Consider the following 16,777-nt stretch of genomic DNA (forward strand, 5'->3'; position numbering starts at 1 on the left):
TCAACCTGCGCGGATAACCATACAGAGAAGTGGGCGAAATGAACATGGACATCAATAACAAATCACGTATTCACTGGGCGTGCAGACGCGGAATGCGTGAACTGGATATCTCTATCATGCCGTTTTTCGAGCATGAGTACGACACGCTGAGCGACGACGACAAGCAGCATTTCATCCGTCTGCTGCAGTGCGACGATCCCGACCTGTTCAACTGGCTGATGAACCATGGCGAGCCGGTGGATCCGGAGCTGAAGCGCATGGTTTCCCTTATTCAGACGCGAAATAAAGACCGTGGCCCAGTGGCAATGTGATTTGCGCGTATCCTGGCGCATGCAGTTGTTTTCTCTGCTGACGCACGGGTTTCTGGTGCTGATGATCCTGCTGGCGCCCTGGCCGGACGGCTATGCGCCGCTATGGCTGGGGCTGGTGACGCTGGTGGTGTTTGGTTTCGTGCGCAGTCAGCGCATCATCAAGTCGCGTCAGGGGGAAATTTCCCTGCATGGGGAAAACCAACTGCACTGGCAGCAGCGTGACTGGCAGATAACCCGGCGGCCGTGGGTGATGCGCAACGGTGTGTTGCTGTCGTTGCGGGCGACGACTGGCAAAGGGCATCAGCGCCTGTGGCTGGCGTCAGACAGTATGGGCAATGAAGAGTGGCGGCTGTTGCGCCAGTTGTTGCAGCAGCACCCGCTGCAGGGAACGGAATCCTCCCGCCATCATTAAGGCTGCCGGCGGGAGCCGCATCGAATCGGCATCAGGCGTTGCATTAATCTCACGCGCGCAACGTCTGAACGCTACTCCTGGCGTAGCGCGTCAGAGTAACTCCGCCATTTCGTGCAGGATCTGCTCGCACCACTGTTGAATCCGCTCGTCGCTCATGTCGTACTGATTCACGTCATCCAGCGCCAGCCCAACAAAGTGCTTACCATCTTCCGTAACCGGTTTCGGGCTGGTGAAATCGTATCCTTCGGTCGGCCAGTAGCCGATAAAACGCACGTCTAGCGGTTTGAGCTGGTCATGCAGCATGCCGAGCGCGTCCAGAAACCATTCGCCGTACCCCAGCTGGTCGCCCATGCCATAGAGCGCGACAATCTTGCCTTTCAGGTTCAGCGTCGACAGTTGCGCCCAGACGGCTTCCCAGTCTTCCTGAATTTCACCGAAGTCCCAGGTGGGGATGCCAAGAATCAGCATCTCGTAGTTTTCCATTTTCTGGGGCGCAACGTCTTTCACGTTGTGCAGGTCTACCAGTTCCTCGCCCAGAATGTCGCGGATTTTCTCCGCCGCCATTTCGGTGTAGCAGGTGCTGGTGCCGTAAAAAAGTCCTATCTTCATAAGGTTCTGATCGTGATTGCATCAATAAAGGCTATATCGCAGTGCGCCTAGCCTAGCGGAATATCACAGGGTCGTACAGGGCGGGAGCAAGGGGAAGGGGGAAGGCAGTGCCTTCCCCCGAAAGCGTTAACCGAGCGACTGGTGACGGGTTTCCTTCGTCAGCAACAAGGCGATCAGCGTCAGTGATGCCATCGCGGCGAGGTAAACGCCTACATAGAACAGCCCGTAGTGGCTGGTCAGCCAGGCGGCGATGTACGGCGCCACGGACGCTCCCAAAATAGAAGAGACGTTATAGGAGAATGATGCTCCGGTATAACGTACTTCGGTCGGGAACAGTTCCGGCAGCAGCGCGCCCATCGGGCCGAAAGTCAGCCCCATCAGGCTCAGGCCGCATACCAGAAACGCCATGATCAGCATCTGGTTGCCGGAGCCCAGCAAAGACGGGAACGCCATCGCGAACACCAGCATGATGCAGGTTACGGTGATCATGGTCTTGCGACGACCAAAGGCGTCGGCCAGATAGCCCGCCACCGGAATCGTCAGACCGAAACCGATCACCGCCATCATCAGCATCCACAGGAAGTTGTTGCGCGGAATGCCAAGCCCGACCGGCGCCGGGGTGGTGCCGTAGGTCATGGAGTAGACGGTCATGATGTAAAACAGCGTGTAGGTCGCCAGCATGATGAAGGTGCCAAGAACGGTGGCTTTCACGTGTTTGCTCAGCAAGGTGCCCAGCGGCACGCGCACCTGTTTCCCTTCTTTGGCGACTTTGGCGAATACCGGCGATTCGTGCAGCGATACGCGCACGTACAGACCGATGATCACCAGCACGGCGGAGGCGATGAACGGCACGCGCCATCCCCAGCTCATGAATTGCTCGTTGGTCAGCATCCAGGACAGCAGCAGGAAGGTGCCGTTGGCGAAGAAGAAGCCGATCGGCGCGCCCAACTGCGGGAAGGAACCGTACAGCGCGCGTTTGTTGGCCGGGGCGTTTTCGGTCGCCAGCAGCGCCGCACCGCCCCATTCGCCGCCGAGGCCAAGCCCCTGGCCGAAGCGGGCCAGCGCCAGCAGCAGCGGAGCCAGCACGCCGATGGTTTCATAGCTCGGCAGCAGGCCGATCAAGACGGTGGAAATACCCATGGTCAGCAGCGACGCGACCAGCGTCACTTTGCGGCCGACACGGTCGCCGAAGTGGCCGAATAGCGCGGAGCCGATCGGGCGCGCCACAAACGCGATGGCGAAGGTCGCCAGCGATTGCAGCGTGGCGGCGGTGGCATCACCCTGCGGGAAGAAGATGTGCGGAAATATCAGCACGGCAGCGGTAGCATAAATGTAAAAATCGAAGAATTCGATGGCGGTGCCGATCAGCGAGGCGACCACCACTTTATTGCGCGAGTTTACCGGCGCATCTGGTGTTTGATTATCAATAGTGGATGAGATGGAGGCTTGCATAGTTTTTTGCTTTTTTGTAACACACGGACCCGCATTCTATGCATAGAAAAAAGTTCTTTTCAAACCAGCGCCGCGACTGACGCCGGCCCTTGCGGCAAAGGCATTCCGGGATACGCTGGAATAAGAAAATATAATCCCTTCCGCGCTTCGTTTTGCCACAGGATGTGATGAAGTTGAGAATGATTACCGAATTGTACCCCGAACATACTCTGTGAGGCATAATGGCGGGATGGAGCCGTTGGCGGCATGACGGGAGAGAGTGATGCAGAAACAGGATCAGACGTTAATCGAGCAGTTTCTGGATGCCCTGTGGCTGGAGCGCAATCTGGCGGAAAATACGCTGTCGTCCTATCGCAACGACCTGCGCTCGCTGGCGGACTGGCTGGCTCATCACGACAGTAGCCTGTTGCAGGCGCAGCCATCGGATTTGCAGGACTTTCTGGCTGAACGCCTGGAAGGCGGCTACAAGGCCACCAGTTCAGCTCGTTTGCTGAGCGCGATGCGGCGCTTGTTTCAGTACCTGTACCGGGAAAAGCAGCGAACCGACGACCCGAGCGCGCCGCTGTCGTCGCCCAAATTGCCGCAGCGGCTGCCGAAAGATCTGACGGAAGCGCAGGTGGAAGCGCTGCTGGCGGCGCCGGTTACCGATCAGCCGCTCGAACTGCGCGACAAGGCGATGCTGGAACTGCTGTACGCCACCGGCCTGCGCGTATCGGAACTGGTGGGGCTGACCATCAGCGATGTCAGTCTGCGGCAGGGCGTGGTGCGCGTGATAGGTAAGGGCAACAAGGAGCGGCTGGTGCCGCTGGGAGAAGAAGCGGTGTACTGGTTGGAGCAGTATCTGGAGTACAGCCGCCCCTGGCTGCTGAACGGCCAGACGCTGGATGTATTGTTCCCAAGCAACCGCGCCCAGCAGATGACGCGCCAGACGTTCTGGCACCGCATCAAGCACTATGCGACACTGGCGTCTATTGACAGCAATAAACTTTCTCCGCATGTTTTGCGTCATGCCTTTGCAACCCACCTGCTGAATCACGGTGCGGATTTGCGAGTGGTGCAGATGTTATTGGGCCACAGCGATCTGTCCACTACGCAGATTTATACCCACGTTGCGACGGAGCGGCTGAGACAACTGCATCAACAGCACCATCCCCGGGCATGATGTCCGGCGGGCTGACAGGATGTCATGGCGGGTTCCCCGCCAATGATGGATAAGCACGGCGCTTGCGCCCTGATAACAGGATAATTCCATGAAAAAACGTGTAGTACTCTTTTCATTGCTAACTCTGGCCCTAAGCGGCGTGGCGCGCGCGGATGACGCCGCAATCAAGCAGACGATAAACCGTCTGGGCTTGCAGAACGCGGAAGTGAAGGATTCCCCTATCAGCGGGATGAAAACCCTGCTGACCGAGAATGGCGTGCTCTACATCACCGAAGACGGCAAGCACCTGCTGCAGGGGCCGCTGTATGACGTCAGCGGCAAGAACCCGGTGAATGTCACCAACCATATTCTGAACGAGCGTCTGGATGCGTTAAAAGACCAGATGATCGTCTATAAAGCGCCGCAGGAAAAACATGTCATTACCGTGTTTACCGATATCACCTGCGGTTACTGCCACAAACTGCACGAGCAGATGAAAGACTACAACGCGCTTGGCATTACCGTGCGTTATCTGGCGTTCCCTCGTCAAGGCATGAGCTCTCAGGCAGCGAAAGACATGCAGTCGATCTGGTGTGTGGCGGATCGCAACAAGGCGTTTGACGCCGCGATGAAAGGCGATGACGTGTCGCCCGCCACCTGTAAAACCGACATCGGCGCCCATTATCAACTGGGTGTGCTGTTTGGCGTGCAGGGTACGCCGGCGATCGTGTTGGAAGACGGCACGGTAGTGCCGGGGTATCAGCCGCCCAAAGAGATGAAGGCTATGCTGGATGCGCACCAAGCCTCGCTGAAATCAGGCGGTTAATTGAATCGAGTGGTTAATCAAGCGTGAATGTTGTTACCCAACTCCGTCGTCGCCCGACGACGGAGACAGAGTTACCCGACTCCCTCCCCGCATTGCTGCGTCGTTTATACGCCCAGCGCGGCGTACGACAGATGCAGGAACTTGAGCGCAGTCTGCGCGGCCTGCTGGATTACCGTCTGCTTGGCGGCATCGAGCAGGCGGTTGAGGTGTTACGTCAGGCGCTGGCGGACAACCGCCGCATCGTGATCGTCGGCGATTTCGACGCCGACGGCGCCACCAGCACCGCGCTGACGGTGCTGGCGCTGCGCAGTATGGGCGGCCGTGAGATTCAGTATCTGGTGCCCAACCGGTTTGAGGATGGTTACGGGCTCAGCCCTGAGGTGGTGGCGCAGGCCGCCGCCAAAGGCGCGGAGCTGATCGTGACCGTCGATAACGGCATTTCGTCGCACGCCGGGGTGGACGATGCGCACCGGCGCGGCATCGCGGTGGTGGTGACCGACCACCATCTGCCGGGGGAAACCCTGCCGGCGGCCGAGGCGATGATCAACCCCAACCTGTCGGATTGCGCGTTTCCGTCGAAAGCGCTGGCGGGCGTCGGGGTGGCGTTTTATTTAATGATGGCGCTGTTCGTGCGCCTGCGCGACGCCGGCTGGTTTGCCGAACGCGGTCTCGCCGTCCCCAATCTGACGGAACTGCTGGATCTGGTGGCGCTGGGCACGGTGGCGGATGTGGTGCCGCTGGATGCCAACAACCGTATTCTGGTTTCGCAGGGATTGAGCCGGATCCGCGCCGGCAAATGTCGGCCGGGGATTCGCGCCCTGCTGGAAGTGTCCAACCGCGACGCCGTCCAACTGGTAGCGAGCGATCTGGGCTTTGCGCTGGGGCCGCGTCTTAATGCCGCGGGACGGCTGGACGACATGTCCGTCGGCGTGGAGCTGTTGTTATGCAACGACATCGTGCAAGCGCGGATGCTGGCCAGCGACCTGGATGCGCTGAACCAGAGTCGCCGTGAAATCGAAGCCGGCATGCAGGTGGAAGCGTTGCATTTGTGCGAACAGCTGGAGCGCAGCCGCGACACGCTGCCGCTGGGGCTGGCGATGTACCACCCGGAGTGGCATCAGGGCGTGGTGGGGATTCTGGCGTCGCGCATCAAGGAACGCTTTCACCGCCCGGTGATCGCGTTTGCGCCTGCGGGCGACGGTATTCTGAAAGGTTCCGGGCGCTCTATCGCCGGCTTGCATCTGCGCGACGCGCTGGAGCGCCTTGATACCTGTCACCCCGGTCTGATGTTGAAGTTCGGCGGCCACGCGATGGCGGCGGGATTGTCGCTGGTGGAAGACCGTTTTGACGAGTTTCGCCAGCGTTTTGCCGATCTGGTGGGCGAGTGGCTGGATGCGTCGCAACTGGAAGGCGTCGTTTGGTCCGACGGCGAACTGGCGATCCCTGAACTGACGCTGGGCACCGCCGAAATGCTGCGTGAAGCCGGGCCGTGGGGGCAGGCGTTTCCGGAGCCGACCTTCGACGGGCGTTTTCGTCTGTTGCAGCAACGACTGGTCGGCGAGCGCCATCTCAAGGTGATGGTGGAACCGCTGGGCGGCGGCCCGCTGCTGGACGGCATCGCTTTCAACGTCGACACCTTGTTGTGGCCCGACAGCAGCGTGCGTGAAGTCGAGCTGGCTTACAAACTGGACGTCAACGAATTCCGCGGCAAACGCTCGGTACAACTGCTGATCGAACAGCTGTGGCCGTTGTAGTATGCAGGTGCTGAAACACCTACGCCGGGTTTCCCCCGGCGTTTTCTTTTCGCTATGCGGCGCATCCCGCTAAAATCGGTAAAAAGCTATAAACCACGGCGCGGATCCGCTACAATTCGCCGTTTACATGCATTCTGTCATCGACAAACAACATTAAGATCCTAACACCATGTTTGAAATCAATCCGGTAAAAAACCGCATTCAGGACCTGTCTGAACGGACAGCTGTTCTGAGGGGGTATCTTTGACTATGACGCCAAGAAAGAGCGTCTGGAAGAGGTAAACGCCGAGCTGGAACAGCCCGACGTATGGAACGAGCCTGAACGCGCGCAGGCGCTGGGGAAAGAGCGTTCCTCCCTGGAAATGATTGTCGACACCATTGATCAGATGGTTCAGGGGCTGGACGATGTCTCCGGTCTGCTGGAACTGGCGGTGGAAGAAGACGATGAAGACACCTTCAACGAAACCGTTGTCGAGCTGGATCAGCTGGAAAACAAGCTGGGTCAGCTGGAATTCCGCCGTATGTTCTCCGGCGAGTACGACAGCGCGGACTGCTACCTTGACCTGCAGGCCGGTTCCGGCGGCACCGAGGCGCAGGACTGGGCCAGCATGCTGCTGCGCATGTATCTGCGCTGGGCGGAAAGCAAAGGCTTCAAGACTGAAATCATTGAAGAGTCCGAAGGCGAAGTGGCCGGCATCAAATCAGCCACCATCAAGATCATAGGCGACTATGCATTTGGCTGGCTGCGTACCGAAACCGGCGTACACCGTCTGGTGCGTAAGAGTCCGTTCGATTCCGGCGGCCGTCGTCACACCTCGTTCAGTTCCGCTTTCGTGTATCCGGAAGTGGACGACGACATTGATATCGAGATCAATCCCGCGGATCTGCGTATCGACGTATACCGCGCGTCCGGCGCCGGCGGTCAGCACGTTAACCGTACTGAATCCGCGGTGCGTATCACCCACATTCCCACCAATATCGTTACTCAGTGCCAGAACGATCGATCCCAGCACAAGAACAAAGATCAGGCTATGAAGCAGCTGAAAGCCAAGCTGTATGAGTTTGAAATGCAGAAGAAGAACGCTGAGAAACAGGCGCTGGAAGACAACAAGTCCGACATCGGCTGGGGCAGCCAGATTCGTTCTTATGTGCTGGATGACTCCCGCATTAAAGACCTGCGCACCGGGGTGGAAACACGTAATACCCAGTCGGTGCTGGACGGTGATCTGGACAAGTTTATCGAAGCAAGTTTAAAAGCGGGGTTATAAGGAATCTCATGTCTGAACCACAAAACCAGGGTGCCGAGCAGGCGCTGGATCTTAATAACGAACTCAGAACGCGCCGCGAGAAGCTGGCGTCGTTGCGTGAAACCGGCGTGGCTTTCCCGAATGACTTCCGCCGTGACACCACTGCCGATCGGCTGCACGCCAGCTACGACGAAAAAGATAACGAAGAGCTGGAAGCGCTGGGTCTGGAAGTGAACGTGGCCGGCCGCATGATGACCCGTCGTATCATGGGTAAAGCGTCGTTCGTTACGTTGCAGGACGTGGGCGGCCGCATTCAGCTGTATGTGGCGCGCGACGATCTGCAGGAAGGCGTTTACAACGAACAGTTCAAGAAATGGGACCTCGGCGATATCGTCGGCGCGCGCGGCAAGCTGTTTAAAACCAAGACCGGCGAGTTGTCGATCCACTGTACCGAACTGCGTCTGCTGACCAAGGCGCTGCGCCCGTTGCCGGACAAGTTCCACGGCCTGGCGGATCAGGAAACCCGTTACCGTCAGCGCTATCTGGACCTGATCGCTAACGACGAGTCCCGCCACACCTTCCGTGTGCGCTCGCAGATTCTGGCCGGTATCCGCCAGTTCATGGTCGGCCGCGACTTCATGGAAGTGGAAACCCCGATGATGCAGGTGATCCCCGGCGGCGCATCCGCGCGTCCGTTCATCACCCATCACAACGCGCTGGATATCGACATGTACCTGCGTATTGCGCCGGAACTGTATCTGAAGCGTCTGGTGGTAGGCGGTTTTGAACGTGTGTTCGAGATCAACCGTAACTTCCGTAACGAAGGCGTGTCGCCGCGTCACAACCCTGAGTTCACCATGATGGAACTCTACATGGCGTACGCGGACTACAAAGATCTGATCGAGCTGACCGAGTCGCTGTTCCGCACGCTGGCGCAGGACGTGCTGGGCACCACCGAAGTGCCGTACGGCGACCAGGTGTTCGACTTCGGCAAGCCGTTCGAGAAGCTGACCATGCGTGAGGCGATCAAGAAATACCGCCCGGAAACCAACATGGCGGATCTGGACAGTTTCGACGCGGCGAAAGCCATCGCGGAATCTATCGGCATCAAGGTTGAGAAGAGCTGGGGTCTGGGCCGTATCGTAACCGAGATCTTCGAAGAAGTGGCGGAAGCGCATCTGATTCAGCCGACCTTCATCACCGAATACCCGGCGGAAGTCTCTCCGCTGGCGCGCCGTAACGATCAGAACCCGGAAATCACCGACCGCTTTGAATTCTTCATCGGCGGACGTGAAATCGGCAACGGTTTCTCCGAGCTGAACGACGCTGAAGATCAGGCGCAACGCTTCCAGGATCAGGTTGCGGCGAAAGATGCCGGCGATGACGAAGCCATGTTCTACGACGAAGACTACGTCACCGCGCTGGAGCACGGCCTGCCGCCGACCGCCGGTCTGGGCATCGGTATCGACCGTATGGTCATGCTGTTCACCAACAGCCACACCATTCGCGATGTGATCCTGTTCCCGGCGATGCGTCCGCAGAAATAATTCTGTCTGGCGATGGTCGCACGATAAAAAACCGGTGCCTGCTGGCACCGGTTTTTTTACGGCTGCAACTTGCGCCGGGCGCGCTAGGGCGTAAACCAGCTGAATGTCGGCGTACCGTGACGCTGATCGGCGTCGCCGGGTATCGGCTGGCTAGCCATATTGATGGCGATGGGCACCATGCCGTGCATGCCGTTCATGATCGCGGTATACAACGCTTTCGGATGGCCGCTAAAGGCCTGCTGCAATTGCAACAGCATCAGCGTGTATTGCCGGTTAAATTGTTCGTTGAGCGTCGCCAGCGGCGTGTCCGGCGCGTAATCGCTTGCCACCGGGTTGGTCTTGATCGGGTACACGGCCTGATAGTCGACCGGAAAAGACTCGCCGTTGGGCGGTTGATGCGGCTCGTCGCCGGGCTGGTAATAGCGGGCGAAATAAATCTCCCTGAACCGATAGAAATGCGCCAGTTCCACCGGTTGCCCGAAGGTAAGGTGGTCATCGTCATAGATACTGGTGGATGACCCTTCACCCTGTTCGATAATGGTAGTAATCGCTTCCCGGGCGCTGGACAGATTGGTGATCACGATCGGTTTGCCGCCGCTGGACCAGTAATAATCCTGGCTGATCTGCAAGGCGAGGTCGCCGCAAAAAACGGCGCTTTCGCCGTACTTGCCGCACAGTTCTTCCAGTTGATGCAGGATGTTGAGGTAAAAGTCGCCAATCGTCAGACCGTCGATATCCAGTTCGTCGGCGGCCATCAGCATTAACGGCTCCCGTTCCGCCCAATCGGAAGGCAGCTCAATCATCATAAAGATTTCGATCGCCTGCGGGCTGAACGCCTGCAGGTTGACGTCAAACTTCCGGTCTTTGAAGCGCTTTCCTCTGAACTCCATCGCCAGCGGATAGCTCGGCAGCGAGTCCGGACCGAGGTCGACCCGGCCGCCCAGACTGTTGATCAGGTTACCGACCAGCGTCATGTGCAGCATCTCTTCAATCATCACCGCCCTGATCAGATCGGCGGGTACCCGGTTTTTATCCGGGTGCAGGCTGACCAGCGCCATCATGTAAGGCGGAATGGTGCCGAACTCCAGCGTCATGGCGGTTTTCAGCCAGTCAAGCAGCTCGGTCTTTTGGGTTTCAAGGCTCATGTTCAACTCCTTACAGGCCACGATGGTGGAGGTGATCCGCCAGACGCAGAGACAGAGCCGTCAGCGTCAGGGTCGGGTTGATGGCGCCGGTGGAAGGGAACACCGCATTCGAACAGACGTAAACATTGTCGGTGCCATGAATGCGCAGGTGCGGATCGACCACCCCCTGTTTTTCGTCGTGGCTCATTCGGGTCACGCAGGCCGCGTGGTCGGCGCGCCAGGAAATGCTGGGTTTGCCGGCCAGCGTGGCGCCAATTTTCCCGAACAGTTGATTAACATGGGACTGAATTTCCATCATCCGCTGGTCGAAGGTTGCATCCTTGGTGTAGTCGACAAGGGTTTCCTCCATTCCCAGATGATTGATCTTGTTAAAGTTAAGGATGCGGTTGTCATAGCGTGAAAACACTTCGAGCATGCCGTGCAACTGAATTTGCATCGGACCGGAAACATAGGCATCCATCTTTTCGCGCGTCAGGCCGTTTTGCATCTGCTGCGCCAGATTGAGCAGCGGGCTGCCGGGCGGATTGATCAGCATGAACTTCCCTTTGGCCTGCTCTTCCGGGCTGTCGAAATGGCGGGAGCACAGGGTGGGGAAATTCATCTCCGGCTGTAGCGCCTGCGGGTTGTCCGGCAGGTTGGCGGTGAAGATGAAATAAGGGTGGGTAATAAAATTCCGACCGACCAGGTCATGCTGGTTGCCAAGCCCGCCGGGCCAGTTTGTCGAGGCTGAACGCAACAACAGTTTGGCGGATTCGATGGTGCCTGCCGCAACGATAATACGTTTGGCGTGGATAACTTCCGTCTGGCCGCTCTCTTTATCCACGCATTCCACGCCGGTTGCCGACTGTTTGCCGTCCATCAGGATTTTCCCAACGATGACGTTGGTGCGGATATGGAAGTTTTCGTGGTTTTCCCATGTCTGCATATCGTTGAGGAAGTTGGTGGCGGCGTAGCGGGCGCCGAACGGGCAGTACTTGCAGGTGCCGGTCGTCTGGCACGGCGCATGGCGAGACACGGTATCCGTGATGCCGTGGCGGGCGATCGGGACGTGACTATAGCCGATGCCGAGCGATTCCATCGCCGTCGCCATCGGTTGGTCTTCCAGCGTATAGGGGAAGGCCGGGAACGGATAGCCCGCGCTGCGCGGTACGGTGGGGTCGTGGGAGTCGCCTGAGACGCCGATGTAATGCTCCGCGGCGCAGTAATAGGGCTCAAGTTCGTGGTAATCGAACGGCCAGTCGATCGACTCGCCGGTATTGCTGTGCAGGAAAAAATCTTCCGGTTTGAGACGGAAGGACCAGCCGCCCCAGTGGATGGTCGAGCCGCCGTAGGTTAGCGCTCGCGCGCCGGCCAGCGGGATTTCCGTACCGCCGGCATTCAGGTTTTCTCCCGGATGATCCCGTTCCGGGTAAGGGAGATCGTAGTACTTTTCATAAGGCAGCTTGCCGTTGACCAGATAGGTCGTCCAGGTGTTGTAATCCTGCATTTTCACCCTGCCGCCGGCTTCCAGCAGCAGGATGGAGGCATGGGGATCGTGATCCAGCAGACGCTGCGACAGGGCGGCGGCGGCGATGCCGGAACCAATAATCAACGTATCGACACGCATGATGGAGCCCTCAGAATGAACGATAGGGGGCTGGAGCGCCGGGAACGTTGGCGCCGCCAAAGTACCCCGGATAGTTCAGCGCGCCGCCGAAGGATTTGAAGCCGCCCAGCGATAACTGTAGGGCGACGAATTCATTGGAGACTTTCTGCCGGGTAATGGTCAGCGGCGTCAGGGCCGGGGGCTGATTGGCGCTCGCGTCGGTAAACAGGAAGGTATAAGCGCTTTCCTGACCATGTTCCTGTATCAACTGCGCGATCACCGTCTGGGCGGTGGCGTAGTACTGCTGGTACAGCGGGTCGATATCAATACGGTTTGCCATGAAGGAGTACAGCAGCGGCTGATAGGTGGGCGAGTCGTCCAGATTGCGCCAGAACTTGCCGATGTGCACAAACAGTTGCCACATGGCGTCCAGCGTGGTTGTACCCAGAGGCGCCAGTTGGGCGCTAAGGTAATGCTGTGTGTTGATGTCAGACATAGGTCCTCACAGAAATGCGCAGGAGAAAGAAAAACAGCAAGGTTTGAAGCGTTGCGGGTGAAAACCTTGCCAAAACACAGCGGGGACGCGGGCCAAGCGGTAGCGCCCCGCTGATTCTGTCGTCCGATCCCGGTCTGGCCGGGAAACGGTTAACGGGAATTCAGCCAGTCTTGTGTGCGCTGGCGGATGTAGTCGGCGTACTCGGCCGCGGTGGTCATATCGGGCATCTGATGGTGCATTCCGCCTTGCCGTTACTGTCTGGATTGGTTTCATTTCCGGTTAAACCGGCGAAGGGATGCCCGAGCGGAGAAAGGTTATTCCGGTCGGCGTAAAGAAATCCCAACATATGATCAAAAGATCGGTTTTCCAGCATTAATACGACAATATGCTCAATATTCGATAATCCAGTATTGGCCATGACAACCTCTCAGCGGATTTTGATATATACCCTAAATAATTCGAGTTGCAGTAAAGCCAACGCACCTGCAACTTGAAGTATGACGGGTATAAAAGTTATATATTAATGTGTTGGTAGCTGTGCCTGGGTTCTCGGCCTGGTGGGGATGTCATGAAGCCAATTGATACAAGGGCGGGAATAAAGGATTTTATGCGTGTTATGTATCGATAATTTAGTCCGGCTGTTTATTCTGTCAAATTAAAAATAAATGACATACCGAAGTGTCTATTTTTAATATAAATGTTTTTTTGACGGGAATGGATAGAGGGTAAAATGATTAATTCGCTTACTTTACCTAAGGGAATTAACGCAGAATGATCATTACCGGGGGATGCCGGTGATGGAAAGGCGGGCATCGCTTCTTTCTGCGATAGCCGCCGTGTTATCGTCGGTATGTTGTTTCTCACCGGGGATGATGATGATCACGTACCGTAACGATGCGTTCGAACTGGCGTTGCTGACCAACGGTAAGCGTTTCCCTCGTCACAGTCATGACGAATTCGTCATCAGCGCCAATCTGGGCGGGTTGGAGCAGGTGTGGCTGGATGGCGACATCTTTGTTGCCGACACGTCAATGGTCACGACCTATAATCCCGGCCAGTTGCAGGGCAGCGAACACAGCCACGACCGCTGGCAATGCGCGTCGCTGTACGTGCAGCCACGGGCGTTCGAAGACTATTTCCAGCAATCGTTCCTGTTTTCACGTCCGGCCAGCGTGTCTCCCCGGCTGGCCCGCCAATTGACGCAATTGGTGACGGCGGTGATGACGCCCGCGCAGCGCGAGGAGCAGATCGTGATGTGGTTGTCTGAACTGATGACGCAAGCCCGCAGCGCTTCTGCTCCCCGTCCCATACGGGAGCCGGCCCGTATCCGCCGTATCAAGGCCCGGCTGGCGAGCGATCTGGCCGAGATTCCAACGCTGTCCGAACTGGCGCGGCAGGAGGGCATTTCCGCCGCCCATCTGGTGCGCGGTTTCACCCATGCGGAAGGTATCTCGCCGCTGGCATGGCTGATGCAGGTGCGTATGCGCCGTGCGCGAATCTGGCTGCGTCAGGGGATGCCTATCAGTCAGGTAGCGCTGGCGCTGGGATTTGCCGATCAGGCGCACTTCACCAAGGCGTTCGGCCGTTATAGCGCCATGACGCCGGGACAGTTTCGCGATATCAAATTTTGACAATACAGACGGTGAATATCGCCGTAAGCTCGTCGCACATTATTTACCGGAAACACGCACTAATAACCGGAAACACACACTAATGACCGGAAACACACACTAATGACCGGAAGCGCGCAAGGGTGACCGGAAAAACGTTACCGGAAAAAAGAATAACTGAGGGAAGCTATGTTACTGGTGATGCTGAGCGGCTTGCTGTTGTCGTTGTCGCTGTGTCTGGATTTGGGGATCGTTAATACCGCCATTATTAATCGCGGCGTCCGGGATGGCGCAGGCACCGCGTTTTTTATCGGCCTGGGGTCTTGCTTCGGCGATCTGATTTACGCCACGCTGTCGGTGCTGGGGATGGCGGTGATTTTCAACTATACGCCGGTACGATGGCTGTTGTGGATAGGCGGCGGCGGTGTGCTGCTGTGGCTGTCGTTCAGCATGGCGCGCAGCGCCTGGCGCGACTACCGCCAGCATCGCGGGTTGCCGATCGATACCGTTACCGTGTTTTCACCGCGCGCGTCGGCGTCGGCTCACCGCGATTTTATCAGCGGAATGGGAATGGCGCTGGCGTCGCCCAGCGCGTTGCTGTGGTTTGCGGCGGTCGGCGGGACGTTGATTGCGCAGGCCACCGACGGCTCCGCCAGACAGGTAGCGCTGTTTCTGGGGGGATTCTTTATCGGCGGCGTGCTCTGGACGCTATTCATGGCGCTGTTGATCCAGTACGGACGCGGCGCGTTGAAAGGCCGACTGTCGTTTTATTGCAGCGTGTTATCCGCCGTGCTGTTCGCCGTGTTCGCCGCACAGGTGATCGTTAACGGATACCAAACGCTGCTGACGCCGGCCGGCTGAATCGACTGCTTAAAACGCGCGCAGTCAGCCGGTGTTTTGTCTTGCCCGCCAGACAGATGACGCTATAATGCCAGTCACTTTCGACGCGGGCGTAGTTCAATGGTAGAACGAGAGCTTCCCAAGCTCTATACGAGGGTTCGATTCCCTTCGCCCGCTCCAGATTTTTTCCTATATCCAACTTTGAATCCCTAAAACGTACGGTTTATAGCTTTTCTGCAGAGCGATTTACTGTAAGCCGCCTTGCAACCCTATCGCGTATGCAGACACCTGATTTATTTTCAAAGCCATCCTACCTAAAGCTGGCCGCCGTGTTGACGTGTCTGAAAGGCTATGCTGGCGTTCAGGGTTTGGCATCACAACAGTCCAGTCTGTAGTCCGTATAGCGGGGCGATCATTTTTCAGGTGATCAGCTGGCTAATTCCCGTGGCGAACAAAATGGAAAACAGCATTGCCACCAGACCAGGCACTAAAAACGGATGATCGATGATGCGTGTGCCCAATTTTGTTGAACCTGTATCGTCCATTGCAACCGCTGCCAGTAGCGTCGGGTAATTCGGCAAAATAAACAGTGATGCGGTTGCCGGGAAGCTGGCTACCAGAATAGTTGGCGCCACGCCCAGACTTAGGGCGACCGGAAAGAGAATTTTTGTCGCTGCCGCCTGTGAATAAAGAAAACAGGAGGCCAGCATGATAATGATTGTCAGTAATACCGGCGAGTCCAGCAGATATCTGGATGCCATGCTCTGTAACCAGACCTGGTTGCTGTCCATAAACGTGGAGCCTAACCAGGCCACGCCAAGGATGCAGATACAGGAGGTCATCCCGGTTTTAAATACGGATGTTGAAGGGATATTATGTACGTCTACCCGACAAAATATCGCGATGGCGAGCGCTACCGCCATCATCACCGAAATACGAGCCTGGCCGCTATCCAGAATCGGGTGGGCGATGATCCCCAGCTTCGGGCTGATCACGATCGCATAAACCAGCACCGCGGTAAGCCCGGTAATAAAGATCACCACGGAACGTTTTGCTCCGGGACGCGGCGCAGCCAATGTGGGGCGGCTATTGTTGCTGAAAGACTCGTCTAGCCTGTCGTTTTGTCTGAAGCGATCCCAGAACAGGTAGAAGACCGAGGTGCATAACAGGGCTAGAAATGTTGACGGCACAGAGACTGCAATGAGTTCAAGGTAGCCCCATCCCTGATGGCTTTTTTCCAGTATGCCAGAGAAAAAAATCACTGCGGCGGAAATAGGAGACGCCACAATACCCAGCAATGAGGCGGCAACAGAAATGGCCAATGCCCGGGTGGGGCGGATCTGATTCTCTTTAGCAACGCCGACGATGACGGGCATACAGGCAAATGAAACCTGCCCGGTGCTGGCCATCATCGTCAGCAGCCATGTGGATAGCGGCGCAGTAATCACCAGTAAACGTGGATAGCGCTGCAGCATACGCTCAGTCAGCCCGACCAGATATTCAATACCGCCTGCTTCCTGCATGGCTGCAATCGCTATGATCACAACCATGATAAATACGATGACCAGCATTGGCAGATCGCCGGGTGTAGCTCCAAGAGCGCATAACACCATTACACCCGCACCACCGGCGAATCCTACGCCAATACCACCGACCCGCATTCCCAGAAACAGGAATAACAGAACGATAAGAAATTGCACCAGTATCATCATCAATACTCCTTTCTGTGCAGGCAATCTGTATGCGTCATTAAATACGGCAGGCAATGGGGCACGTGGACGTCTTGTGGGGATAACGTCGTG

The 16,777-nt window shown here is 57.2% G+C and carries 16 protein-coding genes and 1 tRNA gene; 10 read left to right on the forward strand and 7 right to left on the reverse strand.

Annotation, left to right across the window (positions count from 1 at the left end; genetic code table 11):
• Nucleotides 1-44: 44 nt before the first annotated feature.
• Together sdhE and DXX3274_RS03960 are read left to right on the forward strand one after the other, a co-directional pair.
• Nucleotides 45-311, forward strand: a complete 267-nt coding sequence (gene sdhE / locus DXX3274_RS03955; protein WP_023637600.1) for an FAD assembly factor SdhE — start codon at nucleotides 45-47, stop codon at nucleotides 309-311.
• Complete coding sequence (locus tag DXX3274_RS03960; RefSeq protein ID WP_042858684.1) at nucleotides 292-723, forward strand: protein YgfX; 432 nt, start codon at nucleotides 292-294, stop codon at nucleotides 721-723. Before sdhE ends, DXX3274_RS03960 begins: the two co-directional genes overlap by 20 nt.
• A 90-nt stretch (nucleotides 724-813) precedes the next feature.
• On the opposite strand, the gene fldB is transcribed toward DXX3274_RS03960, so the two are convergent.
• Nucleotides 814-1,332, reverse strand: coding sequence for a flavodoxin FldB (gene fldB / locus DXX3274_RS03965; protein ID WP_042858685.1), 519 nt, complete (start codon nucleotides 1,330-1,332; stop codon nucleotides 814-816).
• Nucleotides 1,333-1,458: 126 nt separating this feature from the next.
• Nucleotides 1,459-2,784 carry an MFS transporter gene (locus tag DXX3274_RS03970; RefSeq protein WP_042858686.1) on the reverse strand — a complete coding sequence of 442 codons (1,326 nt, stop codon included), beginning with the start codon at nucleotides 2,782-2,784 and terminating at the stop codon, nucleotides 1,459-1,461.
• Nucleotides 2,785-3,046: 262 nt separating this feature from the next.
• On the opposite strand from DXX3274_RS03970, the gene xerD reads away from it, so the two are divergent.
• The 5 genes from xerD to lysS all read left to right on the forward strand — a co-directional run bounded on the left by xerD (nucleotide 3,047) and on the right by lysS (nucleotide 9,299).
• A complete protein-coding gene (xerD, locus tag DXX3274_RS03975; RefSeq protein ID WP_038917846.1) occupies nucleotides 3,047-3,946 on the forward strand; it encodes a site-specific tyrosine recombinase XerD in 900 nt (299 codons plus the stop codon).
• 88 nt (nucleotides 3,947-4,034) lie between these two features.
• Nucleotides 4,035-4,751, forward strand: a complete 717-nt coding sequence (gene dsbC / locus DXX3274_RS03980) for a bifunctional protein-disulfide isomerase/oxidoreductase DsbC (protein ID WP_042858687.1) — start codon at nucleotides 4,035-4,037, stop codon at nucleotides 4,749-4,751.
• A gap of 23 nt (nucleotides 4,752-4,774) precedes the next feature.
• The gene (gene recJ, locus DXX3274_RS03985) at nucleotides 4,775-6,505 is read left to right on the forward strand and encodes a single-stranded-DNA-specific exonuclease RecJ (protein WP_042858688.1); all 1,731 of its coding nucleotides are present in this window, start codon (nucleotides 4,775-4,777) and stop codon (nucleotides 6,503-6,505) included.
• 169 nt (nucleotides 6,506-6,674) lie between these two features.
• Nucleotides 6,675-7,773 (forward strand): peptide chain release factor 2 gene (prfB, locus tag DXX3274_RS03990; protein ID WP_152495219.1). Its coding sequence is split into 2 segments (ribosomal slippage): nucleotides 6,675-6,749 and nucleotides 6,751-7,773, totalling 1,098 coding nucleotides; the frame shifts between segments, so codons are not numbered across the junction.
• Nucleotides 7,774-7,781: 8 nt separating this feature from the next.
• Nucleotides 7,782-9,299, forward strand: coding sequence for a lysine--tRNA ligase (gene lysS, locus DXX3274_RS03995; protein ID WP_042858690.1), 1,518 nt, complete (start codon nucleotides 7,782-7,784; stop codon nucleotides 9,297-9,299).
• An 83-nt stretch (nucleotides 9,300-9,382) separates the two neighbouring features.
• On the opposite strand, the gene DXX3274_RS04000 is transcribed toward lysS, so the two are convergent.
• The 4 genes from DXX3274_RS04000 to DXX3274_RS24375 form a co-directional block, all read right to left on the reverse strand.
• Nucleotides 9,383-10,444 (reverse strand): ferritin-like protein, encoded by a 1,062-nt coding sequence (locus DXX3274_RS04000; protein ID WP_238556078.1) that lies wholly within the window; start codon nucleotides 10,442-10,444, stop codon nucleotides 9,383-9,385.
• Nucleotides 10,445-10,454: 10 nt separating this feature from the next.
• Entirely contained in the window at nucleotides 10,455-12,050 is a 1,596-nt protein-coding gene (locus DXX3274_RS04005) for a GMC oxidoreductase (protein ID WP_042858692.1), read from the reverse strand.
• A 10-nt stretch (nucleotides 12,051-12,060) separates the two neighbouring features.
• Nucleotides 12,061-12,525 carry a hypothetical protein gene (locus DXX3274_RS04010; RefSeq protein ID WP_042858693.1) on the reverse strand — a complete coding sequence of 155 codons (465 nt, stop codon included), beginning with the start codon at nucleotides 12,523-12,525 and terminating at the stop codon, nucleotides 12,061-12,063.
• A gap of 214 nt (nucleotides 12,526-12,739) precedes the next feature.
• Entirely contained in the window at nucleotides 12,740-12,943 is a 204-nt protein-coding gene (locus DXX3274_RS24375) for an alkaline phosphatase family protein (protein ID WP_084478688.1), read from the reverse strand.
• Nucleotides 12,944-13,394: 451 nt separating this feature from the next.
• Between DXX3274_RS24375 and DXX3274_RS04015 the strand changes: the two genes are divergently transcribed.
• The 3 genes from DXX3274_RS04015 (at nucleotide 13,395) to DXX3274_RS04025 (ending at nucleotide 15,155) form a co-directional block, all read left to right on the forward strand.
• Nucleotides 13,395-14,156 (forward strand): AraC family transcriptional regulator, encoded by a 762-nt coding sequence (locus DXX3274_RS04015; protein ID WP_238556079.1) that lies wholly within the window; start codon nucleotides 13,395-13,397, stop codon nucleotides 14,154-14,156.
• 168 nt (nucleotides 14,157-14,324) lie between these two features.
• Nucleotides 14,325-14,996, forward strand: coding sequence for a LysE family translocator (locus DXX3274_RS04020; protein WP_042858696.1), 672 nt, complete (start codon nucleotides 14,325-14,327; stop codon nucleotides 14,994-14,996).
• Between the two features lie 85 nt (nucleotides 14,997-15,081).
• Nucleotides 15,082-15,155: transfer RNA gene (locus DXX3274_RS04025), tRNA-Gly, on the forward strand.
• A gap of 239 nt (nucleotides 15,156-15,394) precedes the next feature.
• Here DXX3274_RS04025 and DXX3274_RS04030 read toward each other — a convergent pair.
• On the reverse strand, nucleotides 15,395-16,684 hold the full coding sequence (locus DXX3274_RS04030) for an anaerobic C4-dicarboxylate transporter family protein (RefSeq protein ID WP_042861861.1): 1,290 nt from the start codon (nucleotides 16,682-16,684) through the stop codon (nucleotides 15,395-15,397).
• Between the last annotated feature and the right edge of the window lie 93 nt (nucleotides 16,685-16,777).

Source organism: Dickeya sp. NCPPB 3274, from assembly GCF_000406205.1.
Taxonomy (GTDB): Bacteria; Pseudomonadota; Gammaproteobacteria; order Enterobacterales; family Enterobacteriaceae; genus Dickeya; species Dickeya fangzhongdai.

Coding starts and splice junctions, on each gene's coding strand:
- xerD (WP_038917846.1), top strand. CDS start 3,047: ATGCAGAAACAGGATCAGACGTTAATCGAGCAGTTTCTGGATGCCCTG.
- sdhE (WP_023637600.1), top strand. CDS start 45: ATGGACATCAATAACAAATCACGTATTCACTGGGCGTGCAGACGCGGA.
- lysS (WP_042858690.1), top strand. CDS start 7,782: ATGTCTGAACCACAAAACCAGGGTGCCGAGCAGGCGCTGGATCTTAAT.
- DXX3274_RS04000 (WP_238556078.1), bottom strand. CDS start 10,444: ATGAGCCTTGAAACCCAAAAGACCGAGCTGCTTGACTGGCTGAAAACC.
- DXX3274_RS04010 (WP_042858693.1), bottom strand. CDS start 12,525: ATGTCTGACATCAACACACAGCATTACCTTAGCGCCCAACTGGCGCCT.
- DXX3274_RS03970 (WP_042858686.1), bottom strand. CDS start 2,784: ATGCAAGCCTCCATCTCATCCACTATTGATAATCAAACACCAGATGCG.
- DXX3274_RS04020 (WP_042858696.1), top strand. CDS start 14,325: ATGTTACTGGTGATGCTGAGCGGCTTGCTGTTGTCGTTGTCGCTGTGT.
- DXX3274_RS04015 (WP_238556079.1), top strand. CDS start 13,395: ATGATGATGATCACGTACCGTAACGATGCGTTCGAACTGGCGTTGCTG.
- DXX3274_RS24375 (WP_084478688.1), bottom strand. CDS start 12,943: ATGGCCAATACTGGATTATCGAATATTGAGCATATTGTCGTATTAATG.
- dsbC (WP_042858687.1), top strand. CDS start 4,035: ATGAAAAAACGTGTAGTACTCTTTTCATTGCTAACTCTGGCCCTAAGC.
- DXX3274_RS04005 (WP_042858692.1), bottom strand. CDS start 12,050: ATGCGTGTCGATACGTTGATTATTGGTTCCGGCATCGCCGCCGCCGCC.
- fldB (WP_042858685.1), bottom strand. CDS start 1,332: ATGAAGATAGGACTTTTTTACGGCACCAGCACCTGCTACACCGAAATG.
- DXX3274_RS04030 (WP_042861861.1), bottom strand. CDS start 16,684: ATGATACTGGTGCAATTTCTTATCGTTCTGTTATTCCTGTTTCTGGGA.